Annotated in this window: 25 protein-coding genes; 4 read left to right on the top strand and 21 right to left on the bottom strand. The window is 36.8% G+C overall.

Features of this window, described 5'->3' with window-relative positions:
- Positions 1-4: 4 nt before the first annotated feature.
- The 14 genes from rplE to rpsJ all read right to left on the bottom strand — a co-directional run bounded on the left by rplE (position 5) and on the right by rpsJ (position 6,434).
- On the bottom strand, positions 5-544 hold the full coding sequence (gene rplE, locus ACFFIT_RS12200; protein ID WP_385878024.1) for a 50S ribosomal protein L5: 540 nt from the start codon (positions 542-544) through the stop codon (positions 5-7).
- 29 nt (positions 545-573) lie between these two features.
- Positions 574-885, bottom strand: coding sequence for a 50S ribosomal protein L24 (gene rplX, locus ACFFIT_RS12195; RefSeq protein WP_385878022.1), 312 nt, complete (start codon positions 883-885; stop codon positions 574-576).
- Between the two features lie 10 nt (positions 886-895).
- Positions 896-1,267 carry a 50S ribosomal protein L14 gene (gene rplN, locus ACFFIT_RS12190; RefSeq protein ID WP_385878020.1) on the bottom strand — a complete coding sequence of 124 codons (372 nt, stop codon included), beginning with the start codon at positions 1,265-1,267 and terminating at the stop codon, positions 896-898.
- A 197-nt stretch (positions 1,268-1,464) separates the two neighbouring features.
- Complete coding sequence (gene rpsQ / locus ACFFIT_RS12185) at positions 1,465-1,722, bottom strand: 30S ribosomal protein S17 (RefSeq protein WP_385878019.1); 258 nt, start codon at positions 1,720-1,722, stop codon at positions 1,465-1,467.
- The gene (gene rpmC / locus ACFFIT_RS12180) at positions 1,722-1,913 is read right to left on the bottom strand and encodes a 50S ribosomal protein L29 (RefSeq protein ID WP_385878017.1); all 192 of its coding nucleotides are present in this window, start codon (positions 1,911-1,913) and stop codon (positions 1,722-1,724) included. Before rpmC ends, rpsQ begins: the two co-directional genes overlap by 1 nt.
- The gene (gene rplP, locus ACFFIT_RS12175; protein WP_385878015.1) at positions 1,913-2,323 is read right to left on the bottom strand and encodes a 50S ribosomal protein L16; all 411 of its coding nucleotides are present in this window, start codon (positions 2,321-2,323) and stop codon (positions 1,913-1,915) included. The genes rpmC and rplP overlap by 1 nt, the downstream gene beginning before the upstream one ends.
- Before the next feature lie 12 nt (positions 2,324-2,335).
- Entirely contained in the window at positions 2,336-3,037 is a 702-nt protein-coding gene (gene rpsC / locus ACFFIT_RS12170) for a 30S ribosomal protein S3 (protein WP_385878013.1), read from the bottom strand.
- Positions 3,038-3,054: 17 nt separating this feature from the next.
- A complete protein-coding gene (gene rplV / locus ACFFIT_RS12165) occupies positions 3,055-3,387 on the bottom strand; it encodes a 50S ribosomal protein L22 (protein WP_385878011.1) in 333 nt (110 codons plus the stop codon).
- A 14-nt stretch (positions 3,388-3,401) separates the two neighbouring features.
- Positions 3,402-3,680, bottom strand: a complete 279-nt coding sequence (gene rpsS / locus ACFFIT_RS12160) for a 30S ribosomal protein S19 (RefSeq protein WP_385878009.1) — start codon at positions 3,678-3,680, stop codon at positions 3,402-3,404.
- A 22-nt stretch (positions 3,681-3,702) separates the two neighbouring features.
- Positions 3,703-4,524 (bottom strand): 50S ribosomal protein L2, encoded by an 822-nt coding sequence (gene rplB / locus ACFFIT_RS12155; RefSeq protein WP_385878007.1) that lies wholly within the window; start codon positions 4,522-4,524, stop codon positions 3,703-3,705.
- Between the two features lie 19 nt (positions 4,525-4,543).
- Positions 4,544-4,846, bottom strand: a complete 303-nt coding sequence (rplW, locus tag ACFFIT_RS12150; protein ID WP_385878006.1) for a 50S ribosomal protein L23 — start codon at positions 4,844-4,846, stop codon at positions 4,544-4,546.
- A complete protein-coding gene (rplD, locus tag ACFFIT_RS12145; RefSeq protein ID WP_385878004.1) occupies positions 4,843-5,448 on the bottom strand; it encodes a 50S ribosomal protein L4 in 606 nt (201 codons plus the stop codon). Before rplD ends, rplW begins: the two co-directional genes overlap by 4 nt.
- Positions 5,449-5,464: 16 nt before the next feature.
- Positions 5,465-6,094, bottom strand: coding sequence for a 50S ribosomal protein L3 (gene rplC, locus ACFFIT_RS12140; protein WP_385878002.1), 630 nt, complete (start codon positions 6,092-6,094; stop codon positions 5,465-5,467).
- A 28-nt stretch (positions 6,095-6,122) separates the two neighbouring features.
- A complete protein-coding gene (gene rpsJ, locus ACFFIT_RS12135; protein ID WP_001181005.1) occupies positions 6,123-6,434 on the bottom strand; it encodes a 30S ribosomal protein S10 in 312 nt (103 codons plus the stop codon).
- Positions 6,435-6,753: 319 nt separating this feature from the next.
- Here rpsJ and ACFFIT_RS12130 point away from each other — a divergent pair, with 319 nt between their 5' ends.
- Together ACFFIT_RS12130 and ACFFIT_RS12125 are read left to right on the top strand one after the other, a co-directional pair.
- Positions 6,754-8,124, top strand: a complete 1,371-nt coding sequence (locus ACFFIT_RS12130) for a DUF3748 domain-containing protein (RefSeq protein WP_385878001.1) — start codon at positions 6,754-6,756, stop codon at positions 8,122-8,124.
- Positions 8,125-8,473: 349 nt separating this feature from the next.
- Positions 8,474-8,719: a hypothetical protein gene (locus ACFFIT_RS12125; RefSeq protein WP_385877999.1), complete on the top strand. Its 246-nt coding sequence runs from the start codon at positions 8,474-8,476 to the stop codon at positions 8,717-8,719.
- 544 nt (positions 8,720-9,263) lie between these two features.
- On the opposite strand, the gene ACFFIT_RS12120 is transcribed toward ACFFIT_RS12125, so the two are convergent.
- Genes ACFFIT_RS12120 through ACFFIT_RS12110 form a run of 3 tightly spaced genes read right to left on the bottom strand, consistent with a single transcriptional unit; the run spans position 9,264 to position 17,048 of the window.
- Positions 9,264-12,437: an efflux RND transporter permease subunit gene (locus ACFFIT_RS12120; protein WP_385877997.1), complete on the bottom strand. Its 3,174-nt coding sequence runs from the start codon at positions 12,435-12,437 to the stop codon at positions 9,264-9,266.
- A 1-nt stretch (position 12,438) separates the two neighbouring features.
- Complete coding sequence (locus ACFFIT_RS12115; RefSeq protein ID WP_385878163.1) at positions 12,439-15,663, bottom strand: efflux RND transporter permease subunit; 3,225 nt, start codon at positions 15,661-15,663, stop codon at positions 12,439-12,441.
- 23 nt (positions 15,664-15,686) lie between these two features.
- The gene (locus ACFFIT_RS12110) at positions 15,687-17,048 is read right to left on the bottom strand and encodes an efflux RND transporter periplasmic adaptor subunit (protein ID WP_385877995.1); all 1,362 of its coding nucleotides are present in this window, start codon (positions 17,046-17,048) and stop codon (positions 15,687-15,689) included.
- 763 nt (positions 17,049-17,811) lie between these two features.
- Between ACFFIT_RS12110 and dnaK the strand changes: the two genes are divergently transcribed.
- A complete protein-coding gene (gene dnaK / locus ACFFIT_RS12105) occupies positions 17,812-19,722 on the top strand; it encodes a molecular chaperone DnaK (RefSeq protein WP_385877993.1) in 1,911 nt (636 codons plus the stop codon).
- Positions 19,723-19,845: 123 nt separating this feature from the next.
- Entirely contained in the window at positions 19,846-20,970 is a 1,125-nt protein-coding gene (gene dnaJ / locus ACFFIT_RS12100) for a molecular chaperone DnaJ (protein ID WP_385877991.1), read from the top strand.
- A gap of 139 nt (positions 20,971-21,109) precedes the next feature.
- On the opposite strand, the gene asd is transcribed toward dnaJ, so the two are convergent.
- From asd to ACFFIT_RS12080, 4 genes are all read right to left on the bottom strand, one after another.
- Positions 21,110-22,216 carry an aspartate-semialdehyde dehydrogenase gene (gene asd / locus ACFFIT_RS12095; protein WP_385877988.1) on the bottom strand — a complete coding sequence of 369 codons (1,107 nt, stop codon included), beginning with the start codon at positions 22,214-22,216 and terminating at the stop codon, positions 21,110-21,112.
- Positions 22,217-22,463: 247 nt separating this feature from the next.
- A complete protein-coding gene (rmuC, locus tag ACFFIT_RS12090) occupies positions 22,464-23,990 on the bottom strand; it encodes a DNA recombination protein RmuC (protein WP_385877986.1) in 1,527 nt (508 codons plus the stop codon).
- Positions 23,991-24,055: 65 nt separating this feature from the next.
- Positions 24,056-25,483, bottom strand: coding sequence for a multicopper oxidase domain-containing protein (locus ACFFIT_RS12085; protein WP_385877985.1), 1,428 nt, complete (start codon positions 25,481-25,483; stop codon positions 24,056-24,058).
- Between the two features lie 16 nt (positions 25,484-25,499).
- On the bottom strand, positions 25,500-26,261 hold the full coding sequence (locus ACFFIT_RS12080; protein ID WP_385877983.1) for a 1-acylglycerol-3-phosphate O-acyltransferase: 762 nt from the start codon (positions 26,259-26,261) through the stop codon (positions 25,500-25,502).
- Between the last annotated feature and the right edge of the window lie 13 nt (positions 26,262-26,274).

Here is a 26,274-nt window from a genome sequence, read left to right as displayed (position 1 = left end):
TGCCTCACTTACGGAATGGAAAATTAAAAGCTGCTAATAAAGCACGACCTTCGTCATCGTTTTTAGCGCTAGTAGTAATTGTAATATCAAGACCACGGATACGATCTACTTTGTCATAATCCACTTCTGGGAAAATGATTTGCTCACGCACACCCATGCTGTAATTACCGTGACCATCAAATGATTTTGGTGAAAGACCACGGAAGTCTCTGATCCTAGGAACTGCGATAGTTACTAATCTTTCAAAGAATTCCCACATACGCTCACCGCGAAGTGTTACTTTACAACCAATTGGATAGCCCTGACGTATTTTAAATCCAGCAACTGATTTACGTGCCTTAGTGATTAGGGGTTTTTGACCAGAGATTGCAGTCAAATCAGCCGCCGCATTTTCAAGCAATTTCTTATCATTAATTGCTTCACCAACACCCATATTCAATGTGATTTTTTTAATCTGAGGGACTTGCATGACAGAGTGATAACCAAATTCTGACATCAGTTTTTTTACCACTTCGTCTTTATAAAAATCATGCAGTTTCGCCATCTTATTACTCCATAAATTCAAAATAAAAACTACTTAACGATTTCATTGTTTGATTTGAAAAACCTTACTTTTTTTCCATCTTCAAACTTGAAACCAACTCGATCTGCTTTTCCTGTTGCAGTATTGAAAAGTGCAACATTAGAAATATCTAACGCAGCTTCTTTTTCAATAATACCGCCAGGCTGATTTAGGTTAGGGTTTGGCTTCTGGTGTTTTTTCACCATGTTAATGCCTTCAACCACAACTTTACCAGTTAGCATTTGTTTTACTTTACCGCGTTTACCTTTATCTTTCCCGGTAATCACGATAACTTCATCATTAAGACGTATCTTAGATGCCATTATTCGCTCCTTACAGTACTTCTGGGGCTAATGAAATAATTTTCATGAATTTTTCGCCGCGAAGCTCACGCGTCACAGGCCCAAAAATACGTGTACCAATTGGTTGTTCACTTGTATTGTTTAAAATAACGCATGCGTTACCATCAAATCTAATGACTGAACCATCTGGACGACGTACGCCCTTTCTAGTGCGCACAACAACCGCCTTTAGAACATCGCCTTTCTTAACTTTACCACGTGGAATTGCTTCTTTAATGGTAATTTTAATGATATCGCCGATATCTGCGTAGCGACGGTGTGAGCCACCTAGAACCTTGATACACATTACACGACGCGCACCTGAATTATCAGCGACGCTTAGCATACTCTGCTCTTGGATCATCTTGTGCTCCGTTTGTCTTCTACCTAACAAATAAAAGAAAACCATCTAAATGGTGTTCTTTCGACCTATTTCTGTTTTTTAATAACAGAAAACCCATATTTAGGGATTGAGTAGTATATACCACTTTCCTAAATATGGATACAAAAAAATAAACGACTCATTAAAAATGAGCCGTTTATTTTAATTTTTTTGCTAACTTAGATGATAGCTTTAGAAACAACACCTACTAATGTCCAAGATTTAGTTTTAGAAATTGGACGGCATTCACGTATTTCTACGATATCACCGATACCACTTTCATTATTCTCATCATGAACATGAAGTTTTGTTGTACGTCTGATAAATTTACCATAGACAGGATGTTTAACAAACCTGTCTATTGAAACAACGATAGATTTATCCATTTTATCACTAGTTACGCGACCTTGAAGTGTACGAACATTTTTTTGAGTCATTACGCACCAGCCTTCTCTGTAATAATGGTTTTAACACGCGCAATATTACGACGAACTTGTCTTAATAAGTGAGTTTGTTGCAATTGACCGCTTGATAACTGCATGCGGTAACTGAATTGCTCACGTAGTAATTCAATGAGTTCTTCATTTAATTGCTCTACACTTTTTTCACGCAATTCTTTTATATTCATTACATCACCGTTTTGCTTACAAAAGTGGTTTTAATTGGAAGTTTGGCAGCAGCAAGTTTAAACGCTTCACGCGCTACTTCTTCTGGTACGCCATCCATTTCATAGAGTACTTTTCCAGGTTGGATTAGTGCTACCCAATATTCAACGTTACCTTTACCTTTACCCATACGAACTTCTAATGGTTTTTCTGTAATAGGTTTGTCTGGAAATACTCTAATCCAAATTTTACCTTGACGCTTAACTGATCTAGTCATCGCACGACGAGCAGATTCAATTTGACGCGCAGTCAAACGACCACGGTCAACCGCTTTAAGTCCAAAAGTACCGAAACTTACATCTGTTCCAGCAGCTAGACCACGGTTACGTCCTTTGTGAATTTTACGGAATTTAGTACGTTTTGGTTGTAACATTCTCGTATCTCCTTACTTACGGTTCTTACGAGGTTTAGCAGGTTGTGGAGTTGCTTTGTCTGCTTGTTCAAGCTCAGCCATTCCACCTAATACTTCACCTTTAAAGATCCATACTTTAACACCAATAACGCCATAAGTCGTGTGAGCTTCTGCTGTATTATAATCAATATCTGCTCTTAAAGTGTGTAGAGGGACCCGACCTTCACGGTACCATTCAGTACGTGCGATTTCTGCACCACCTAAACGACCACTTACTTCAACTTTAATTCCTTTAACTTCATTCATACGCATTGCATTTTGTACCGCACGTTTCATTGCACGACGGAACATCACACGACGTTCTAATTGTGAAGCGATGCTTTCTGCTACTAATTTAGCATCTTTATCAGGATTTTTAATTTCAGCGATATTGATTTGTGCAGGAACTCCAGCAATTTTACTTACAGCTGCGCGGATTTTTTCAACATCTTCACCTTTTTTACCAATAACGATACCCGGGCGAGCTGTATGAATTGTCACACGAATGCTTTTTGCTGGTCTTTCAATCACAAGACGAGAAATTGATGCTTTCGCTAACTCTTTTGTTAAGTATTGACGAACTTTGAAATCACTTTCGATGTTATCAGCGAAATCTTTAGTATTTGCATACCAAGTTGAGTTCCATTGTTTAACAATACCTAATCTAATACCATTTGGATGAACTTTCTGACCCATTACTATTCTCCTGAGCCCTAGCGGTCTGACACAACCACAGTGATGTGGCTTGTACGTTTAAGGATACGATCAGCGCGTCCCTTTGCACGAGGCATTATACGCTTCATGCTCGGGCCTTCATCAACAAAAATCTTACTGACTTTTAAACTGTCGACATCTGCACCATCATTATTTTCCGCATTAGCAATAGCAGACTCTAAAACTTTTTTAACTAAAGCCGCAGCTTTTTTGTTTGTATAAGTTAGAATTTCTAGGGCTTGCTCTACTTTTTTACCGCGAATTAAATCGGCTACTAAACGTACCTTCTGTGCAGAAGACCGAGCGTGGCGATATTTTGCTATAGTTTCCATCTCAACCTCCTACCTTAGCGCTTTTTGGCTTTTTTATCGGCCACATGACCGCGATAAGTACGTGTCGGTGCAAATTCACCTAGTTTATGACCGACCATTTCATCGGTTATAAATACTGGAACATGCTGACGACCATTATGGACTGCTATGGTCAATCCGATCATATTAGGAAAGATAGTTGAACGACGTGACCAAGTCCTAATTGGCTTTTTGTCACTGACTTCGACCGCTTTCTCAACCTTCTTCAGCAAGTGTAGGTCTATAAATGGACCTTTCTTGAGAGAACGTGGCATAACTTACCTCATTTAGTTAATGTTATTTTTTACGACGGCGAACAATAAACTTATCAGTACGTTTATTGCTACGTGTTTTCTTACCTTTGGTTTGTAAGCCCCAAGGCGTTACTGGATGTTTACCAAAGTTACGACCTTCACCACCACCATGCGGATGATCTACTGGGTTCATCGCAGTACCACGTACTGTAGGACGAATACCTCTCCAACGAGAAGCACCAGCTTTACCTAAAACTCTTAACATATGTTCAGAGTTACCTACTTCACCAAGCGTTGCACGGCAATCTACTGGTACTTTTCTCATTTCACCTGAACGTAAGCGAATAGTAACATAAGCACCATCACGAGCAACGATTTGAGCATAAGCACCAGCTGAACGCGCAATTTGTCCGCCTTTGCCAGGTTTCATCTCAATGTTGTGAATTGTTGCACCAACAGGGATATTACGCATAGGTAAAGCATTACCCGTTTTAATAAGCGCTGCTGATCCAGATTGGATTTCATCCCCTGCTTTAAGTCCTTTAGGAGCAAGAATATATCTTCTTTCTCCATCTTTATAGAGGACTAAAGCAATGTTCGCTGAACGGTTAGGATCATACTCTAAACGTTCTACTACTGCTGGAATGCCATCTTTGTTTCTTTTAAAATCGATAAGACGATAATGTTGTTTATGACCACCGCCAATATGACGTGTAGTTATACGACCATTATTATTACGCCCGCCGCTTTTAGATAATTTTTCTAAAAGAGGTGCATAAGGCTTACCTTTATGTAGCTCTGGGTTGACCACTTTAACAACGTGACGGCGCCCAGGAGACGTAGGTTTACATTTAACAACTGCCATCGTTATTCACTCCTATGACCTATTCGACGCTGCCAGCTAAGTCTAGATTCTGGCCTTCTTTTAGTGTTACATAAGCTTTTTTCCAGTCACTGCGGCGACCAACACGTTGGCCATGACGCTTAGTTTTCCCTTTTACTACTAAGGTATTCACTTCTTTGACTTCAACTTCAAAAAGCTTTTGAACTGCAGCTTTGATTTCAAGTTTCGTAGCATCTTTTGCAACTTTAAGAACTAAAGTATTAGTTTTTTCCATTGCAGTAGAAGCTTTTTCAGAAACATGTGGTGCACGTAGCACACTCAATAAACGTTGTTCGCGGATCATGCTAACATCTCCTCAATTTGTTTTACTGCATCAGCTGTCATGACAACTTTATCAAATGCAATTAAACTCACAGGATCAATTCCAGCGGTATCACGCACATCAACTTTATATAAATTACGCGCTGCTAAGAATAGATTTTCATCAAATTCATGAGTAACGATTAGCACATCATTTAGAGACATGTCTTTTAATTTTTGTGCTAATAATTTTGTTTTTGGTGCATCAACTTTAAAGTTTTCAACAACAATTAATCTATCTTGGCGAACTAATTCAGATAAAATACTGAGGATTGCACCACGATACATTTTCTTGTTAACTTTTTGGCTGTGATCTTGTGGTCTTGCTGCAAATGTCACACCACCTGAACGCCAGATTGGGCTTTTCGCATTACCTGAACGCGCTCTACCTGTACCTTTTTGACGCCATGGTTTTTTACCTGTACCAGCGACTTCAGCACGAGTTTTCTGTGCACGAGTTCCTTGACGAGCACCTGCTGCATATGCAACAACTACTTGGTGAACGAGTGCTTCATTAAACTCACGACCAAAGGTAGCTTCGGAAACAGATAGTTGACGATTTGCGTCTTTAATTACTAATTCCATGCCTATCTCCTAGACGTTAAGCCTTAACAGCGGGTTTAACGATTAAATCACCGCCAGTAGCACCTGGAACAGCGCCTTTAACTAACAGTAGATTACGTTCTGAATCAACTCGTACAACTTCCAAGCTCTGTACTGTGACACGCTCGTTACCTAGTTGACCTGCCATTTTTTTGCCTTTGAATACTTTACCTGGTGTTTGGTTTTGACCAATTGAACCTGGTACACGATGTGACAAAGAGTTACCATGAGTCGCATCTTGGGTACGGAAATTCCAGCGCTTTACAGTACCGGCAAAACCTTTACCTTTTGATTGACCAGTTACGTCAACTTTTTGAACATTTTCAAAGTATTCAACACTGATATTTTGTCCGATTGTATACTCTTCATCTCCAGAAAGACGGAATTCCCACAATCCACGACCAGCTTCGACACCCGCTTTGGCAAAATGACCTGCTTCTGGCTTATTAACTCTGCTAGCTTTCTTCACACCAGTAGTAACTTGGATTGCACGGTAACCGTCTTTTTCCAAATCTCTAACCTGAGTGATTCGATTAGCTTCTATTTCTATTACTGTTACTGGAACTGAAACACCTTCTTCAGTGAAGATACGTGTCATTCCTAATTTCTTACCGACTAAACCAATCATTATCTTAACCTCTCAATCTTGATGCCTGTTAACCCAGACTAATCTGTACGTCAACACCAGCAGCCAAGTCTAAACGCATAAGTGCGTCAACAGTTTTCTCTGTTGGTTCAACTATATCGACTAAGCGTTTGTGAGTGCGAATTTCATATTGATCACGCGCATCTTTATTTACATGCGGAGATATCAACACAGTAAAACGCTCTTTGCGCGTAGGCAAAGGAATTGGACCGCGAACTTGTGCGCCCGTGCGCTTAGCTGTTTCCACAATTTCAGCTGTAGATTGATCAATCAAGCGATGATCGAATGCTTTAAGGCGGATACGGATTCTTTGGTTCTGCATGAGACCAGAGCTCCCTCTGTTAATTAATTTAAAAACGAAAATATCACACTTGCTTATACCATAAGCTAGCATGAAAGTCCTTTGTATATAACTCCCCAATCGGGAGTATTTTACGATACCTGCTAAGTGATAGCATTTGCTATTCACTAAACTTGTATGCACATAAAATTAATGCGCTTGGATAATTATACAGATTTTCCGCTTTATTACAATATTATTTTCTCATTTTTCAATTAAAACTTTCTCTTCATTCTTTTAACCTTTCTCAATTTTTTTTTTCGCGTTATTATCCGCTTAATTTTACTTTAAGGAGGTTACTGTGGTCATTCAACTTACTAATTCAGCTAAAAACCATCAATTAACAAATGCGCAAATTTGGTCTGCGGACTCTAGTTTCATTTTTTTTGATACCCGAGATTCACAGGCCTATTTTACTGGTAAAGAGATTGGCTACATTAATATTGCAAGCAGGACAGAGGAGACTCTTTATACAAGCGCTAACGGTTCACATGTTGGTGTTGTAACCTGTTCTCCTGTCAATAATATTATTGTATTCATTCAGGGGCCCGAATTTCCGGATTCAACCTGGCAGTATGAATTATGCTATCGTCGAGGTGTCCTACTCACTTACACTGCCAATCCTGTGAATAAAAATAGCTTATCCTTCCAAGCTAGTGAATGCTCTTCACCACAATTGCAAATAACTTCAATAACTAATTTAGATGGTTTTTGTGAATATAGCCCATATATTCCTGGAGTTTTGCATGGAGGTTCTCATGTGCATATGTTTTGTGCTGATGGCAGTATGATAAGTTTTACTTATGATGATTATTTATTAAATAAATCTAACTCTCCATTAGCTAAACGTAATGTTGCCATCGCATTCCCCTCTGACCAAATCTCTTTTAAACCACTACACCCTAGGCAATATGTTGGTACCTATTATTGTTCGTTAGTTTCATCTACTGCCGCTATCGCTGCTTTTGGTACTGATGAAATTGAAAAGGCTTACGAAGAATGTTGGATCGGTGTTGATGGATATATAAAATCAGATGGTACTCATCAAAAAAAGGCAATTGCCTTTGTTGGTGATGTAAGAGACAGTTCAGGGCATCTTTATTCCGAAATTTTTGTTGTAGACCTACCAGATAATCGTGATGCTTGGGAAACCGCCTGTAATTTTGATGCTTTGGGTATTACCCCTTTTTATCCAGAAAGCACCGCCTATGAATTGAGAAAACCAACCGCTAAACTTGTACAAAGAAGATTAACGTATACCCAAGAATATAAAGGGATCTATCAAAAAACACGACATTGGCTTAGATCATCACCATGTGGTCAATATATTGCCTTTTTAATGCAAGATCAATCTTCAGTGACTCAACTATGGTTAGTTCATACTGCTTCGGGTAATTTGACTCAATTAACCTATCTAAGCCACTCTGTTGATTCAGCTTTTACATGGCACCCTCAAGGAGAATATATTGGATTTATCTCACAGCAATCAATTTATGTTTGTCATGTTGTATCAAAAAAATCTTCACCTTTAACTGAACCTTTATCCCCTGAGCCTAATCCTGAAGCTTGTGTTTTTTCTCCTTGTGGCAAATGGATTGCGTTTACTCGTGATATTCCAATGAATGAAGTTAGGTATAGACAAGTTTTTATTACGGATTTTTTAGCTAATTAAGTAGTTTATTTATAGCCATCATTTTGCTTTAATTTCCTTTTTATAATTCACCTTAAAACAACAATTAAAACAAACTTTAAAAACATTTTTAGGCTTGATCATACCAGCGCCTAGTGGGAAAAGTTTTGCTTACGCTATCCTAATTGCTTCGCCTATTAATCCATAAAGCTAGCAATTTCTTAAGGAATGGGTTATTTGTAGTGTTGAATTAAATAGTAAAACCTTGGTTGCAGTAAGCTATTCAGACAACTTTACCCTCACAATAATAGAAGTGTTCATTAACGATTTTAATCATTCAGCTAACCATGTATGGCTGATTACCCCTCGACAGGATGAAAAAGAATGCCTTTTGAAAAATTTTCAAATTTTAACTACAAATTATGCTGATAACTTTAAAATTTTTGAACCGATTCATATAAGCGTGATCCTTTTTCCTTTAGATACTGCACTGAGTAGGCTTATTAATCTTCATTTGGCTCTTAGTGTAATTAGAAACCAAAAATCATTACCTATGGGTCTTGAGGCGAACGAACTAATAGATTTTGATCCTTTAATACTTGATGGTATTGAGATATGCAAACAATATAAAAAATAAGAAAATCAGTGAATTTTCATTAAATTAAGTTATGCTATAGAAGTTGTTTTAAAATATCTGCCGTAGGTAATATACTCAATGGAAATAAAGATGCAGGTTTTAGCATTGCTTAACGCAACTAAAGCGGCATCGGAATAATATATGCCTTTGCAACTAGAAATAACATCAGTATTTTATATCGAAAGATGTATTTATAATATATGGAGGTAGAGTTATCAAATGGGAAAAGCATGCAGAACATATTTGTTTAATATTCAAATATAAACTGCAAGACCAATAGAGGATAATTAGATTTTAACTGTTGAGAAGAAACCAAAGGGATTTTCACTACACTAAAAGATAATGGAGTGCTAATCACTAGTTTCTACTTGTAAAAAAGAAAAGTTCGCTTTTCATCAGAAAATATAACGTCACCCTATCAAAGCAAGTTGATCGTACTGATATATATATTTAGTGTAGGTATATCGTATAGCAGTTTGCTAATTTTACAGGGCAATATAAGAGGCGGCCGAAAATTTATCTCTTCGGCTCTTTAATTGCTGAACTAGCCACTTTTTTCCTGTTTCAGATCCGTACTATTTTGTTTTTTTCTCCATCCTCTCACTTTTTCAAACCCCAAGTAAATAACTGGAGTGCTAAAAAGTGTTAAACACTGACTTACTATTAGTCCACCAACGATAGTTATTCCTAAGGGTTGTCTTAATTCAGCGCCATCTCCTTGCCCTAACATCAAAGGAATAGCACCGCCTATAGCAGCTAAGGTTGTCATCATGATGGGGCGAAATCTTATAATGCAGGCTTCAAAAATAGCCTCTTTAGGAGAACATCCCTTCGTTTTTTGTTCAACAAGCGCAAAATCGATCATCATAATTGCATTTTTTTTCACAATACCTATAAGCAATAAAATACCTATCATAGCAATTAAGCTAAAAGGCGTGTCAAACAATTTAAGTGCAATAAGCGCACCTAATGCCGCTGAGGGTAACGTCGATAGAATGGTTACTGGGTGTAAAAAACTTTCATATAAAATACCTAATACTAAATAGATGGCAATTATCGCACCGATAATCAAAATTAACTGATCATGATTACTCTTTTCAAATAATTTGGCATTCCCAGCGAATTGTCCTTGGATTTTATTGGGTACTCCCAAAATAACCATCTGTTCGTTTATCGCATTAATTGCATCCGATAAGGTGCCGTTTTCAGGTAAATTAAATGAAATGGTCGTTGCAGCTGAAAGTTGTTCATGATTGATGGTACCCGCAGCACCTTGTAATGACCATCCAGCAATAGATTCCAGGGAGATCGCTTTATTAAGTGAATTTGTTAAATACATATAATTTAGTGCATTGTCATCAGCAGTCATTGCTGAATTAACTTCCATAATAACTTGATATTGATTCTGTTCATCATAGATTGTAGATATTGCTCTTTGCCCAAAAGCATTGTTGATCAATGCATTTGAATCACTGATATTTAACCCAAATCGATTCAACAAATCTCTCTCATAATTTAGAATAAGTTCAGCTGCATTATTCTCACTGTCTGAATCCACCCCTTCAATTGCACTTAAGTCAGACAGACTTTTTCTTATTTTAGGCTCCCATTCTCTTAATAATTGGACATCGTCACTTAAAAGTGTGAATTGATAATTTGCATTTCCTTCTCGACCGCCAACGCGAAAATCTTGCACGGGTCTAAGTAAAAGACTAGTCCCCGGCTCTTTATTTAATGATGATTGTAATTCAGAGATCACTTTATTTATTGAGTCTCTTTCACTAAGAGGCTTTAAAGAAATAAAAACATTGGCACTATTACTCCTCCCCCCCCCAATAAAACCACTCACATTATCAATCGCTGGGTGTTGATTTACTTTATCCATCACTGCTTTTAACCGTTGTGACATTGATTGAAATGAAGTGGTTTGATCAGCCCTAACAAAAGCAATAATTCTACCTGTATCTTGTTCAGGGAAAAACGTTTTAGGTAAAGAAATAAAAATCATCACAGAACTTAGGATAGTTACAATAAAAATCAACCATGTAAGATAATAATACTTTAAGGTGATAGTAAGAAGCAGACGATAGCCATGCGTTAGTTTGTCAAAAAAGTAACTAAATGCATTTAATGGGATATAAAGAAAATGAATAAAGGCATGAATAGATTTAATCGTGACCTCATTTTTTCTATCTTGATTTTGGTGGATAATTTTATCATCGCTTTCTCTCATCTTAACACGATTAAAAAGCCTTGAACTTAACATAGGAGTAAGTGTTAGGGATACAAAAAGAGAAATTAAAATCGCTATTGTCATTGTTGCTGCAAATTCGTAAAATAATAAACCTTGAAGTCCTGGAGCAAAAAGTAAAGGAATAAATACCGCTATCAGCGAAAAACTAATAGCACAAACCGTAAATCCGACTTCTTTTAGACCCTGATATGCCGCTTTTAAAGGTGGCAGACCTTTCTCAATATGCCGAGCAATATTTTCTGAAATAACAATCGCATCATCCACTACAAATCCAGTAGCAATAGTTAATGCCATTAGCGTGAGATTGTTCAAGCTAAACCCTAATAAATACATCACACTAAAACTACCAATGAGAGAGACCGGCACAACTATCGCTGGAACAAGAGTTGCTTTTAAAGAACGTAAAAAAAGAAAAACAATTAAGATAACCAATAATATTGCAATAATGAGGGTATTGTTCACTTCGGCTATTGAAGCCCTTATCGTCGGCGTCCTATCTTGGGCTACCTTAAGAGAGACATCCTGTGGTAATAAACTTTGTAATATGGGTAGCTTATTTTTAATCTCATCAACCGTTGCAATAATATTTGCATTTTGACTACGGTTCACTACTAATAAAATGGCAGGCTGCCCATTGCTCAACCCAATGCTTCGTTCATCTTGGGTAGATTGAGTGATTGTCGCCACATCTTTTAAATAAACAACCCCTTTTTGTTCATCATTTTTTATAATTAAATCACCATATTCATCAGGATCTTTCAAAAATGCATTATTATTAATTTGATAGGTATCATTCTTTGTATGTAGTTGCCCTAAAGGACTGCGAATATTGCTTGATGAAATAATTTCAGATACAGATTGCAATCCGATTCCTTGGTAAAAAAGTTGCATAGGTTCAAGTTTAATTCTTATGGCAGGTGAAGCACTGCCTCCTAATGAGACATCACCTACCCCCTTAACCTGAGCTATTTGTGGTGAAACTACTGTATTGGCTAAATCAAAGAGCTCACTGAGGCTTTTTTTATTCGAAGTCAAGGTTAAGATCATGATCGGACTATCGGAAGGATTAATTTTCCGTAAACTCGGGGGGGTTCTCATTCCGCTTGGCAACATTGGCATGGTCGCATTAATTGCGGCTTGAACCTCTCTTGCTGCTTCATGCACATTTTTATTGATATCAAATACTAAAATTATTCTTGTTGAGCCTAAAGAATTTCGAGAAGTCATTTCATCAATTCCAGCAATACTGCTGAGTGCTGATTCTAGTGGAGCTGCTACACTACTCGCCATTGTTTCAGGAGGTGCGCCTGACAAAGAGGCGGAGACTACGATTGCAGGTAAATCCAAATTAGGCAAGGGAGAAACAGGCATTAATCGATAGCCTAAGATACCTAACAGAAGTATGGAAAAACTGAGTAACCATGCGGCTACAGGGCGAACTAAAAAGAGATTAAAAAAACGCATTTTAATCCTCTGACTTAGATATGTTGGCATATAAGGAAGAGAGAGATTTAGTTTCTTCTCTGGATTTGCTGCTCCATTTATCAAAATAGAGATAAATGATAGGTGTGGTATACAGTGTCAATAATTGACTAAGTAATAGACCTCCTACAAGTGTTATTCCAAGAGGTTGTCTTAATTCAGCTCCCACCCCTTGACTTAACATTAACGGCACCGCGCCTAAAATTGCTGCCATAGTCGTCATTAAAATCGGACGAAATCTTAATAAACATGCTTGTACAATTGCATCAGAAGGAGATAATCCATGTTCTCTTTGCGCTACAAGTGCAAAATCAATCATCATGATGGCATTTTTTTTCACTATTCCAATCAGCAATATGATGCCTATAACCGCTATCATATCAAAAGATTTACCTAGTGACATGAGTGCAATTAAGGCGCCAATCGCTGCGGAAGGGAGAGTCGACAAAATAGTAACTGGATGAATGAAACTTTCATATAATATTCCAAGCACTATATACATGGTTATGACTGCTGCTATGATTAAGAAAATGGTATTTGTTAATGCAGCACTAAATGCTAATGTGGCACCTTGAAACTCTACTCGCATATCAGGTGGTAAGCCTACTTTGTCCAAACTGGCTTTAATGCTACTCACAGCTTCATCTAAAGCGACTCCTTTTGCTTCATTTACATTAAAATAAAAAGTAATTACAGGGAATTGGGCCAATCGATTTAGTGACAGTACACTACTTTTTTCTACCATATGAGCTAAAACATCCAAAGAGATCATATCTCCTTGATCATTTTTAACATAGACCGCAGCAAGAGACTGAAGCGCTAAGCTATCATTATCATCATTACCTCTACTCTCAATAACAATTCGATATTGATTTGATTGTGTATAGAGCGTACTGACTTGCCTTTGACCAAAGGCATTATAGAGTGCATCATTAATGGCTTTTACAGTAACCCCCATTCGACTAGCGATATCTCTATTAATTTGCAAATATATTTCTTTGCCTCCATTTTGCCAATCATGGTTTAAGTCTTTAATTGAAGAGAGCGCTTCTAATGAATCAGTAATTTTAGGTACCCACTCATTAAATTGTTCAATGGACGTGGCTTGAATAGTGAAACGATAGGGGGTTCTGCTTTTTTGCGTATCAATTGTCAGATCTTGCTGCAATTGAAGATAAACCTCTACATCAGGTATCTTTCTAATCTCTTGTTGAATTTGCTGCATAATTTCATCTATTGTGGAAGATCTCTCCTCTAAGGGAACTAATCCAATTTGTAATTGCAATGTATTCAATGTGATGTTGGTATTATCTATGCCCACAAATCCTGCAATATCTTCAATATCTGTTAAAACAGCTAATCGATTACTTACTTCATCTTGGATTTCACTCATTTTTTGATAAGAGCTAGAGGGAGAAGCAATTACCGTTGCCTGAATCAAACTGTTATCTTGAATAGGGAAAAAACCCTTAGGGATCATGATATAAAGGCCGACAGTACATAAAAAAGTGGCTATGGTAAGTAGCAGCATTCTTTTCGGATGGCGTAGGGCTACTTTCAATGTTTTTGAATATCCTATGATAACTCGATTAAAAAATGTTTCAATCGTCGTCGACATAGCTGAGAGATGATGAGGGTCTTTTTTAAGTAATTTTGCACATAACATCGGGGTTAATGTAAGTGAAACTACTCCTGAAATCAAAATAGCTACCGCAAGAGTTACTGCAAATTCAAAAAATAATCGGCCAATAATATCTCCCATAAATAAAAGAGGGATCAATACTGCAACTAACGAAATTGTTAGTGAGATAATTGTAAATCCAATTTCTTTAGCACCCACAAGTGAAGCTTCCAAAGATGATAAACCGTCTTCCTCTTCTAGTTTTTCTCCGAGCGCTAATTTTAGTTCGCTATCTCCTTTTTTAGATTCAATATAGCGAGTAATATTTTCGATCACTACAATAGCATCATCCACAACAAATCCAGTAGCGATAGTCAGTGCCATTAGAGTTAAGTTATTTATTGAAAATCCAAGTAAATGAATTATCGCGAACGTACCAATAATAGACAAAGGAACAGCAATAGATGCAATGAGTGTTGCTCTTAGATTACGTAGAAAAAAATAAATCACTAAAATAACGAGGGAAATAGCAAAAAGTAATTCTAATTGCACATCAAAAATCGATGCTCTAATACTTGAGGTTCTATCCGTCAAAATTTCTACATCAACAGAGGCAGGTAAACTTTCCGTTAACGAGGGAAGTAATAATTTAATTTCATCAACAGCCTTAATTACATTTGCACCAGGTTGCCGCTGAATATTAAGTATGATAGCCGGCACTCCCTTACTCCAAGCACCTACATAGAGATTTTCTGCCGCTTCGGTTACCTCAGCTATATCACCTAGCCTCAAAACACTCTCAGTTTCATTATTTCGAGTTATGATGATATTTTTATATTCCTCAACCGACATAAGTTGATCATTTGCAGTAATACTTATAGATTGCAAAGGTCCGTCAAAACTTCCTTTTGCTGAATTCACACTCGCTCTAGCAATCGCATTTCTAATTGTTTCACTGTCTAAACGATATTGTGTAATTGCTTGTGAATTAAAATTTACTCTAATCGCCGGTTTTTGGCCTCCTGATTGAGTTACAAGACCAATGCCGCCGACTTGGGAAAGTTGATGCACTATCCTGTTTTGAACCAAATCAGCCACTTGAGTCATTGGTAAAACATCACTTGTTATAGCAATTGTTAAAATAGGGGAATCGGCTGGATTGACCTTGTTATAAATCGGAGGATAAGGAAGATCATCAGGTAATAGCTGTCTTGCTGCATTAATTGCCGCCTGCACTTCTTGCTCAGCAACATCCATACTGAGATTGAGGTTAAATTGAAGCGTAATGACCGAAACGCCTTGGCCATTTTGTGAATACATTTGGTCTAATCCCGAAACCTGCCCTAATTGCCTCTCAAGAGGAGCAGTTACAGCAGTGGTCATAATATCAGGACTAGCACCAGGATAGTAGGTTGTGACTTGTATTGTTGGGTAATCAACCTGTGGAAGAGGAGCAACAGGAAGATAGAAATACCCTAATAAACCTGAAATGACAATTGAACACATTAACAAAATGGTGGCAACGGGTCTAAAAATAAAAGTTGAAGAGAAACTTTTTGTCGTTTCTTCTATAGATTTTTGTGTCATTTCTGACTCAGGTAAATTATTCATTAGCGCGTTTCATCCACAATATTAACCAGAGAACCTTCGGTCAGTTTATCTACACCATCAGTCACTATCATATCTCCTGCATCGACTCCATCCAAAATGACAACAGAGTCTTGGTGTCTATAGCCTAGTTTGACTGCGACTCTTTGTACAATAGTTTTGGCGTTAGGCGATTTATCTACTGTGTTACTATCATTTAGATTTTCTGTATCACCTGCCCGAGTATTTTTTGGCTGTTGTACATTTAGATTTTCTTTATTCTCTTCGGGAGCTAGATTACTTTGAGGAGATTTATTGTTCTTATTAACTGGATTTTCACCCTCTTTTTTTTCAATAACTCTCCAAACAAAAGGGCCATCTGCGCCATTTTGGATTGCAAAAAATGGCAAAATTAATGCATCTTGTTGCTCTGATAAATTAATTTTTACGTTAACAAATTGGTTAGCAAAGAGTTTGTTTTCTTTATTACTTGATTGAGCTTTAATTTGAATCGTGCCTGTTGCTGTATCTATTTGATTATTTATACTCAAGACAACAGCGTTGGCTAATTTTTCTCTTAAAAAACCATCCCACACTTCTATGGCAATTTCTTGAGTATTTTTAGCTTGTTGTAACTGACTAATATGTCTCTCTGGTAAACTAAAGAGAATATCAATAGGATCTACTTTAGTCAGTGTTGTAAGGATTTGAGTATTACTTTGAACAAAATTACCCACACTAATATCCACTAAACTGGTTACACCATCTATAGGTGCTTTTATTTCTGTGTAACTAAGTTCTAAAGCAGCCTTATCATAAAGCGCTTGTGACGTTTTCACAGTTCCTTCAAGTTGACGAATTAAAGATTGCTGAGTAGTGATGTTCTGCTCAGATACGCCGCCTTGGCTTTGTAATCGAATAAATCTGGCTAAGTCAGCTTTAGCATTATCTAAATTCGCCTTATCTTTTAAAAGTTGTCCTTGTGCTTGTGATAACGCAATTTCATAACTTGTAGGATCGATTTTAAATAAAATATCACCTGCTTTTACAAGTGCGCCCTCAGTAAATTCAACAGAAATTAGCTCTCCATTTATTCGACTCATTACATTCACTGTCTCTGATGCACTAACCGTACCTATTGATGTCAATTGATTAGGCAAATTACCTTTAATCACTGACACAACTCTTACAGGAGGTAGTGCTCTAGCTCCTCGACCTCTTGCGTTAGGCGTGTTAGTCGGCATATTAGAATTACTGGAAATAGGGGATTGCCCTGATGGTTCAGTACTTTGACCTAATACACCCAAGTAATTAAGTAAAAAATAGCAGCTAACCAGTACTAATAAAATGATTATTGTGTATTTAAAATATTTAGTAGATGACATATTTTTTTCCATTTCATAGGCACGTATAGTCGCCTTATAACTCTAAAATCAAACCGTCAACATTAACAAATTTTACTTGTTAAGATATTAGGTTGTACGCGAAAGTATGTTGCAAAGCATTAGAGGAAGACTATTAACATTTCTATACTTTAGCACGCTTAAAAACTATTGAATATAATGTTTTAACTAATTTAAATTTTTTATTTAACCGCTAAAAGTATAAAATTAAAAGATGAACAGAACATGAATAAAGAATTAAATTAAGGAAAAACTATCTTTATACTCTAAATTGATCAGGTCATTCCAGACAGTAAAACTCGTTAGAGGGGATTATTACGGAAAAATTTAAATACAATTTACGTTAATTGGTAAAGCTGTACTAAGTAAAGTAAAGAACTATTAATAAGAATGATATCTCTGAGTATAAATTTAAAATGCTTGTATCTATTAACACGGTAGTAAATGTAAGGAATGTAAAAATACCTTAATCAAAGAGTTAAATTGCAATTAAATAACTTAATTAAAAAAATATCTTTAAAAGAATTATAAACAGCCCCCTCTTGAATTATGAAAACTCATCCCAACATAGGACTTGTAAAGCGAAAAATAACTGAACTACTTAAATAAGTAATAAGTTAAAATAAAAAACCCTTTGAAAATGACTTGAAAAAGAGAAAAAGAACCTCATATTTGAGACATAGTAAGTTAACTATCGCTGACTAATTTGATTTAAAACTTTTGAAAAACTATTTGGAGAATTATTATGGGTAAAATTATAGGAATAGATTTAGGAACAACAAACTCTTGCGTAGCTGTTATGGATGGTGATACAGCCCGTGTCATTGAAAATGCTGAGGGTGATCGTACTACCCCTTCAATTATTGCTTATACTCAAGATGGGGAAATTTTAGTTGGCCAACCAGCTAAGCGCCAAGCAGTTACTAATCCTGAGAACACACTTTTTGCTATAAAGCGTCTAATAGGCCGTAAATTCCAGGATAATGAAGCTCAGCGCGATAAAGATATTATGCCATACAAAATCGTGCCTGCAGACAATGGTGATGCATGGTTAGAAATTAAAGGAGACAAAATTGCTCCCCCTCAAGTTTCTGCCGAAGTATTGAAAAAAATGAAAAAAACAGCGGAAGATTTCTTGGGTGAAGCTGTAACTGAAGCTGTTATCACTGTTCCTGCTTACTTTAACGATGCGCAAAGACAAGCAACAAAAGATGCCGGTCGTATTGCTGGGCTTGATGTTAAACGTATTATTAATGAGCCAACTGCAGCAGCACTAGCCTACGGTATGGATAAAGCACAAGGCAATCGTACAATTGCTGTATACGATTTAGGTGGCGGTACTTTCGATATCTCAATCATTGAAATTGATGAAGTTGACGGTGAAAAAACGTTTGAAGTGCTTGCAACAAATGGTGACACACACTTAGGTGGTGAAGACTTTGATAGCCGTTTAATCAATTATTTAGTGGATGAGTTTAAAAAAGATCAAAACTTTGATCTTAAAAATGACCCATTAGCTATGCAACGTTTAAAAGAAGCTGCGGAAAAAGCAAAAATTGAACTGTCTTCAGCTCAACAAACTGATGTTAATTTACCTTACATCACAGCGGATGCAACAGGCCCTAAACATTTAAATATCAAAGTCACTCGTGCAAAATTAGAGTCTTTAGTGGAAGATTTAGTGGCGCGTTCGATTGAACCTGTTAAAGTTGCTCTTCAAGATGCGGGTTTATCTGTTAATGATGTACAAGATGTGATCCTCGTAGGTGGGCAAACGCGCATGCCAATGGTCCAAAAAACGGTTACTGATTTCTTTGGTAAAGAACCGCGCAAAGATGTTAATCCAGATGAAGCTGTTGCTATTGGTGCTGCTGTTCAAGGTGGGGTTTTAAGCGGTGATGTTACAGACGTACTTTTATTAGATGTTACACCATTATCTTTGGGTATTGAAACAATGGGTAGTGTCATGACAGCATTAATCCCTAAAAATACGACTATACCGACAAAACACAGCCAAGTATTCTCAACAGCTGATGATAACCAATCTGCAGTGACAATACATGTGTTACAAGGGGAGCGTAAACGCGCTGCTGATAACAAATCATTAGGTCAATTTAATCTTGATGGTATTCAACCAGCGCCTCGCGGCACGCCTCAAATTGAAGTGACTTTTGACATCGATGCGGATGGTATTTTACATGTGTCTGCAAAAGATAAAAACACTAATCGTGAGCAAAAAATAACAATTAAAGCATCTTCAGGCCTTAGTGAAGAAGAAATCCAACAAATGGTTCGCGATGCAGAAATGAATGCCGAAAACGACCGTAAATTTGAAGAACTGGTTTCTACTAGAAACCAAGCAGATCAAATGATTCATGCAACACGCAAGCAACTTGAAGAAGTGGGTGTAAATTTAGCTGAGGAAGACAAAAATACTATCAACACTGCTTTATCGGAATTAGAAACTGCCTCTAAAGGTGAAGATAAAGCGGAAATTGAAGCAAAAATACAAGCACTTATTGCAGCATCAGGTAAGTTAATGGAAGCTGCTCAAGCGCAACAAGGTCAAGCTGATTCTGGAAATGGAAGCAAACAAAATGCTCCAGATGATGGCACCATCGATGCTGAATTTGAAGAAGTAAAGGACAATAAGTAAATTTACTAAAACATGACTTCACGTCTCGTGTGGCATGCGTTTTACTTATCAATGTCATGATTAAACGGGCGTTAAGGTAACTTGACGCCCGTTTATTTGTTTACAAAAAGGACTATTATTTTTATGTCAAAGAAAGATTATTACGAACTATTAGGCTTAGCTCGCGGTGCAACAGAAGCAGAAATTAAAAAAGCCTATAAGCGTTTGGCGATGAAACATCATCCAGATAGAAATCAAGGTAATAAAGAATCAGAAGCATTATTTAAAGAAATCAAAGAAGCTTATGAAGTACTCAGCGATTCCTCTAAACGTGCAGCTTATGATCAATACGGCCATGCAGCCTTTGAACAAGGAGGCATGGGAGGTGGTGCACAAGGTGATTTCGGCGATATGTTTGGGGATATTTTTGGAGATCTTTTTGGTGGTGGCCGTGGTGGCAGAAGACAAGCACGTGGCGCTGATTTGCGCTATGGATTAGAAATTACGCTTGAAGAAGCTGTTGGTGGCGTAAAAAAAGAAATTCGTATTCCTACATTGCAAAACTGTAAACCTTGTAATGGATCTGGTGCTAAACCAGGCACCTCTGCAACAACGTGTACGACTTGTGGTGGAGCAGGGCAAGTTCAAATGAGACAAGGTTTTTTCGCTGTTCAACAAACCTGTCCAACTTGTCGCGGTAGAGGAAAAATTATTAAAGAGCCTTGCACAAGTTGTCGTGGTGAAGGACGGGTTGAAGAATATAAAACTTTGTCTGTGACTGTACCCGCTGGTGTTGATAGTGGTAATAGAATTCGTCTGTCTGGCGAAGGAGAAGCAGGGCCTAATGGAGCCCCTTCAGGTGACTTATATGTGGAAATTCATGTCAAATCCCATCCTATTTTTGAACGTGATGGGAATAATTTATATTGTGATGTGCCTATAAGTTTCACAATGGCTGCTTTAGGTGGTGAAATTGAAGTGCCTACTTTAGATGGGCGAGTAAAACTAAAAATCCCTGCAGAAACACAGACACACCGTTCATTTAGACTCAGAGACAAAGGGGTTAAATCATATAGAAGTGCAGCGAGAGGTGACTTAATTTGTAGAGTGGTTGTTGAGACGCCAGTTAAGCTTAATGAGGAACAAAAAGAATTATTACGTTCTTTAGGTGAAAGTTTTGGTGAAAATAAAGAATGTGATAATAGCCCTCGTTCTAAAAGTTTCTTCGACGGGGTGAAAAAATTTTTTGATGATCTGAAAGGAAACTAATAGGATAAAAAATATACTACCAATATTTTAGAATATAGGTTGTACGCAGACAAGATATTATGTTCTAACAATTATATAAGGGAGCTTCGCTCCCTTATATATTATGAACAAGAAAAATCTTTTACTAAATTTTATTATATTATAATAGAATTCTTAACATTCTTCTTAGTGGCTCTGCTGCACCCCATAGTAATTGATCCCCAACGGTAAATGCAGATAGATACTCAGGTCCCATATTTAATTTACGCAGACGTCCCACCGGTGTAGACAAGGTACCCGTAACTGCTGCAGGAGTTAATTCCTGCATAGTAATTTGTCGGTCATTAGGAACAACTTTAACCCAAGGGTTATGAGAAGCTAATAAACTTTCAATTTCGGCTAATGGAATATCACGCTTAAGCTTAAGTGTAAAAGACTGACTGTGACATCTTAAAGCCCCAATCCTAACACATAATCCATCAACAGGAATAAGAGACTGAGTCCCTAAAATTTTATTGGTTTCAGCTTGTCCTTTCCACTCCTCCCTTGATTGGCCATTATCGAGCTGAGTATCAATCCAAGGAATCAAGCTGCCAGCTAATGGAACACCAAAATTATCAACTGGTAAACTGCCACTGCGCATTAAACTTGTCACTTTTTTCTCAATATCTAGTATTGCACTCGCAGGATTTGCTAAATCAGAACTTGCTACATTATACAATGAGCCCATTTGAGTTAACAATTCACGCATATGCTTTGCACCGCCGCCTGAAGCTGCTTGATAAGTAGACACACTAGCCCACTCAACCAAATCATTAGTAAACAATCCACCTAAAGACATAAGCATGAGACTCACCGTACAATTACCGCCAGCAAAAGTCTTGATACCTTGGTCAATGCCCTGTTCAATAACTTTTTGGTTCACAGGATCAAGTATAATAATACTATCATCCTTCATTCTCAAAGTTGATGCTGCATCAATCCAATAGCCTTGCCAACCTGCAGCCCTTAATTTAGGGTAAATTTCACTAGTATAATCTCCCCCCTGACAAGTGATAATAATGTCTTGAGCTTTTAATGCTTCAATATTATTAGCATCTTCCAATAATCCTGAGCTACTCCCTGAAAAATTCGGGGCCGCTTGTCCGGCTTGAGAAGTTGTAAAAAATGTAGATTGAATTAACGAAAAATCTTTTTCTTGGATCATCCTATCCATCAAAACAGAACCTACCATGCCACGCCAACCTACAAAGCCAACTTTTTTCATTTGTATCTCCTCATCGTAATTGTTATATACTGAATAATTATAGGATGAATATCATAATTTAAAGGAATTCTTAAAACATCAATTGCTTTATTTGTTACTCACAGAAATTAAAACACGAATCAAAATAAGATACAATCTGCAAAAGTCTTTTATGCAAAAAAGTTATCTTTTCTGCGCAAGAACAGAGTCAAAATAGAAAATCTCCGCAGATAATCACTCAATTTTTATTTAATTTAAGTAAAATGAGTTAAAAAATTTTGTCTTCTAAGTCCCAAAATGATTGTTTCACATTATTTGTGTCAGAAGGCAAAGAAGTAACAGTCTCATCTGGCGATAACTCGTCAGTTAATGTTGTACTCGTTTCAACCAAAATATTATCAATAGGTTTTTTAACATCTACTCCTAGAGTTCTAAATCCTTCAATATGCTGTATTAAGTTACCTTTTCCCTGGCTTAGTTTATTAAACGCATTCTGATAGCTCTGATCTACTCTTTGTATATGTAAACCAACTGATTGAAAATCTTCCAAAAAAAGTCTGAATTTATCATAAAGCTTTGAGGCTTTTAATGCGATCTGTGTAGCATTTTGATTTTTATATTCGCTTCGCCATAATTGTTGAATTGTTCTAAGAGCGACAAACAAGGTACTAGGACTAACTAGCATGATATTTAGTTTTTGTGCTTCTGCCAATAGATTATCTGCTTCTCCAACGGCTAGAATGAAAGCTGCTTCTATCGGCACAAACATGAGTACATATTCTAAGGTATTTAAACCTTTTAACTTTTGGTATTGTTTATCGCTCAATCCTTTCATGTGAGTTCTGATAGAATTGATAAGGCTTTTGATGGCTGCATCACTCTCTTGTCTATCTTTAGCGTGATAATAATTTTCAAAAGCAACCAAAGAAACTTTAGAATCGATAATGACTTGTTTATTCTCAGGCAAATGAACAATCACATCGGGAATCAAACGTTTTTTTTCATCATTTTCAAACGAACTTTGAATCGTATATTCTCTTCCTTTAATGAATCCAACGGATTCTAATAAGTTCATTAAAATCATTTCGCCCCAATTCCCTTGGATTTTATTATTATTTTTAAGTGCATTAGTGAGATTTAACGCTTCTTCAGCTAATCTCTGATTGAGGCCATAAAGCTGTGTTATCTCATATTTTAGTGCAAAGCGTTCTTTTGATTCATCTGTTAAACGTTCATTCAGTTGTTGATTAAATAGATCGATTTGAGCCTTAAGTGGTGATAATAGTGAGGTCAGATTTTGATGATTATGCTGAGATAAAGTATCTTGAGAATGCGTTATCATTCTCTGGCTTAAATTTTCGAATTGATGAATTAGACGTGTTTCAGTCTGTTGCAAGAATTGGATTTTTTCCGAAGTCGTTTCTTTGAATAATTCCCACTCTTTTTGTATAGATTCTTTGTCATTGCATAGCTGTGAATTTTCTTGCTTTAAAACAGCCAATTTTTGCTCATGCAATAAACTTTCTTCAAATCCTTTTTCTTTTAACACATCAATGATTTTCTTTCTTTCTTCCAGTTGCTCTTTAAGAATCCTTATTTCTTCTGCAAGCCTAGTATTTTGAGATTGTTCAACATCTAAAAGTTCAGTCAATTTCTCATTTTCATATAATTCATTTTGATAATTAACTTTTAAACGGACCAAGCTAATCACTAAAAAAACAGTCGCTCCTGCTAAAATAAACAAAATGAGAGCAATCAGAGCTAATACGCCTATATGACTAGAGTCTATTTGCATCAAAAAATACCTGAAATAAAAAAATTTAGCTTGAAATTCACAATAATTATATTACTCAAGTTTTTTTACCTTGGCTCCACAACTAATTGAGCTAAGGCGCCAGCGTCTTGAAGTGTTAAATTTCTACTACCATATACAAAAGGAATTTGAGGTGAAGACACGTGTGTAAAATAAATCAAAAGTTCAACGGTACCGTCTATCCAAACTGTATCGCATAATCCTCTATTTTCAGGTAAGGGTGGGGCACCATTAACGGACTTGATCAAAAAAACAGCACCTTGTAAGCTAAAAGATTGAGGAAATTTAGCTTTGATGGTCCATTTTTCCCAGGTACCTAATTTAGCATAAGTATCAATACGTTTAGGATCCCAAGAAGAAAGATTAATTCCGGGAGGATCGTTGTCTAAACTTAATTCCCTAGTTTTAATGTAATCCCCTGCCACAACTGGATTTTCAACAAGAGTGATGGGTAGTTTTTCTTTAATTAAAGGCTTATCACCTATAGGTTGAAGGGTGAGTAAAATGTTTGATAAAAGTGCATCACTGGATTCAAATAGTTGCTTCGTTTTATCCCAGAAGCTTAATGCTTGACCAGCTTCGATATTGACAGTTTCTTCATTTGCCATATCAATAATAATTTCAATTCGTTGACCTGGTGACAACGATAAGCTAGGAACTAAAATAGGTTTAGCTAAAAAGCCTTGTTCATTGCTGATAACGTAAAAAAGAGATTGTGATGACAGTTTGATTTGTAGTTGACGGCTATTCGCATGATTGTATAATCTAAAACGAATCATTTGCCTAGGAACATTAAGAGTCGGGCTTATCGCACCATTTACAGATAATTGATTACCTAAAAATCCCTCATTACTGTTAGCTTTAAAAACTAGCTGCCCATCATTTTCAAGTCTTACATCTTGAATAAGCAAGGGGATATCATCCACTCCATACTGTTTGGGTAAATCCATTTTGCTACTGTGTTCATCCTCTATGAGCCAAAGACCCGTTAATCCTAGATAAGTTTTTTCACTTTGCCCCTTGGGTATTGCGGCATGATAGTAGCAATTAGAATAATATTGTCTTATGGGTAAAACTGGAGACCAAGATTGATTAGGTCCTATGGGATGATGATATCCACCCATTAAAGAGGAAGGTAAATGAAGGCCTTGGATATTTACAGAAATTGTTTCCGCTAACCGATTTGAATAAATTACTTTGACATTATCACCGTTTCGAACACGTATTGTTGGGCCTAAGTGTAGTCCATTAAAGCCTAAAACCGTTGATTTAACCCCAGCAGTAAAATTCCATTGGCATTTTTGAGCAGTCAAGAAAATTGCTTGACCTCTTTTAGACTCAGCTAATGGAGGAATAGGTAACGTCGAAGAGGTCACAGTCGGTGACTTAGCCTTTAAATTCGAACTTAAAACCAATCCTGCAGAACCTATCAAGCTCGTTTTTATAAAATCTCGGCGAGAAACACTTTTATTCATACTTGTCCTTACGGTTTTAACGCTTTTGCTCAATTGAGGCTTCTATCTCCAATACTTCTTTGTCAAGTTCTTCAATACGTTTTTTCATTATGTCAAAAGCCAATTGTGAGAGATCTCTTGCTGCTTTTCTTGAGTTTTGTTCTTCGATATAAGGTGTTACATCAATAGGTTTTAACATCTCTACAATCACGTAGCCATTATTCCAACGATTTAAATTCACTTTACTTCCGGTGATATTTGATACGCAGATGGGAACAATAGGTACATTAGCTCCAATAGCAGAATGAAAGGCGCCGGCTTTAAAAGGTAATAACCCTCTACCTCTGCTCCTAGTGCCTTCAGGAAACATCCATATTGACACACCTTTCTGTTTAATTTCATCTACCACATGATTCATCGTTTGTATTGCTTTTTTTTGATTTTCTCGGTCAATTAAAATGTTTCCTGATAACCAATACAGTTGACCCCAAATGGGTATCCATTTTAGACTTTTTTTACCTACAGTTACTGTTTTAGGAGAAACAATGCCTGCTGCAGTCACTAAATCTAAATTATTTTGATGATTTGTAATATAAATAGCCTGTTCTGGGACTGTAGATCTATCTTCATATCTCAAAATGACTTTAATTCCATATAGAGGAGCGAGAAATCTAAAAAAACGAGCGACTCTGTAAACATGATTTAAGTCTTTTGGCTTAAATAAACAAATAATTAAGCCGACAGAACAAACAACAGCAGTAAACAATACAGTTAAAAAGATTCTAATGACTGATAACATAATTTATTATCCT

Origin of the sequence: Thorsellia kenyensis, from assembly GCF_042432445.1 — a bacterium.
Taxonomy (GTDB): domain Bacteria; phylum Pseudomonadota; class Gammaproteobacteria; order Enterobacterales; family Thorselliaceae; genus Thorsellia; species Thorsellia kenyensis.
Note: the sequence above shows the minus strand (reverse complement) of the source record. Positions and strands in the feature narration are given on the sequence as shown.

Bases quoted from the DNA above. Each gene is read 5' to 3' on its own strand.
- rpsJ (WP_001181005.1), bottom strand. From the start codon at position 6,434: ATGCAGAACCAAAGAATCCGTATCCGCCTTAAAGCATTCGATCATCGC.
- rpsQ (WP_385878019.1), bottom strand. From the start codon at position 1,722: ATGACTCAAAAAAATGTTCGTACACTTCAAGGTCGCGTAACTAGTGAT.
- rplN (WP_385878020.1), bottom strand. From the start codon at position 1,267: ATGATCCAAGAGCAGAGTATGCTAAGCGTCGCTGATAATTCAGGTGCG.
- rplD (WP_385878004.1), bottom strand. From the start codon at position 5,448: ATGGAATTAGTAATTAAAGACGCAAATCGTCAACTATCTGTTTCCGAA.
- ACFFIT_RS12115 (WP_385878163.1), bottom strand. From the start codon at position 15,663: ATGACACAAAAATCTATAGAAGAAACGACAAAAAGTTTCTCTTCAACT.
- ACFFIT_RS12080 (WP_385877983.1), bottom strand. From the start codon at position 26,261: ATGTTATCAGTCATTAGAATCTTTTTAACTGTATTGTTTACTGCTGTT.
- dnaJ (WP_385877991.1), top strand. From the start codon at position 19,846: ATGTCAAAGAAAGATTATTACGAACTATTAGGCTTAGCTCGCGGTGCA.
- rplV (WP_385878011.1), bottom strand. From the start codon at position 3,387: ATGGAAACTATAGCAAAATATCGCCACGCTCGGTCTTCTGCACAGAAG.
- rpsC (WP_385878013.1), bottom strand. From the start codon at position 3,037: ATGGGTCAGAAAGTTCATCCAAATGGTATTAGATTAGGTATTGTTAAA.
- rplB (WP_385878007.1), bottom strand. From the start codon at position 4,524: ATGGCAGTTGTTAAATGTAAACCTACGTCTCCTGGGCGCCGTCACGTT.
- rplC (WP_385878002.1), bottom strand. From the start codon at position 6,094: ATGATTGGTTTAGTCGGTAAGAAATTAGGAATGACACGTATCTTCACT.
- rplX (WP_385878022.1), bottom strand. From the start codon at position 885: ATGGCATCTAAGATACGTCTTAATGATGAAGTTATCGTGATTACCGGG.
- dnaK (WP_385877993.1), top strand. From the start codon at position 17,812: ATGGGTAAAATTATAGGAATAGATTTAGGAACAACAAACTCTTGCGTA.
- ACFFIT_RS12120 (WP_385877997.1), bottom strand. From the start codon at position 12,437: ATGCGTTTTTTTAATCTCTTTTTAGTTCGCCCTGTAGCCGCATGGTTA.
- rmuC (WP_385877986.1), bottom strand. From the start codon at position 23,990: ATGCAAATAGACTCTAGTCATATAGGCGTATTAGCTCTGATTGCTCTC.
- rpmC (WP_385878017.1), bottom strand. From the start codon at position 1,913: ATGAATATAAAAGAATTGCGTGAAAAAAGTGTAGAGCAATTAAATGAA.
- rplE (WP_385878024.1), bottom strand. From the start codon at position 544: ATGGCGAAACTGCATGATTTTTATAAAGACGAAGTGGTAAAAAAACTG.
- ACFFIT_RS12085 (WP_385877985.1), bottom strand. From the start codon at position 25,483: ATGAATAAAAGTGTTTCTCGCCGAGATTTTATAAAAACGAGCTTGATA.
- rpsS (WP_385878009.1), bottom strand. From the start codon at position 3,680: ATGCCACGTTCTCTCAAGAAAGGTCCATTTATAGACCTACACTTGCTG.
- rplP (WP_385878015.1), bottom strand. From the start codon at position 2,323: ATGTTACAACCAAAACGTACTAAATTCCGTAAAATTCACAAAGGACGT.
- asd (WP_385877988.1), bottom strand. From the start codon at position 22,216: ATGAAAAAAGTTGGCTTTGTAGGTTGGCGTGGCATGGTAGGTTCTGTT.
- rplW (WP_385878006.1), bottom strand. From the start codon at position 4,846: ATGATCCGCGAACAACGTTTATTGAGTGTGCTACGTGCACCACATGTT.
- ACFFIT_RS12110 (WP_385877995.1), bottom strand. From the start codon at position 17,048: ATGTCATCTACTAAATATTTTAAATACACAATAATCATTTTATTAGTA.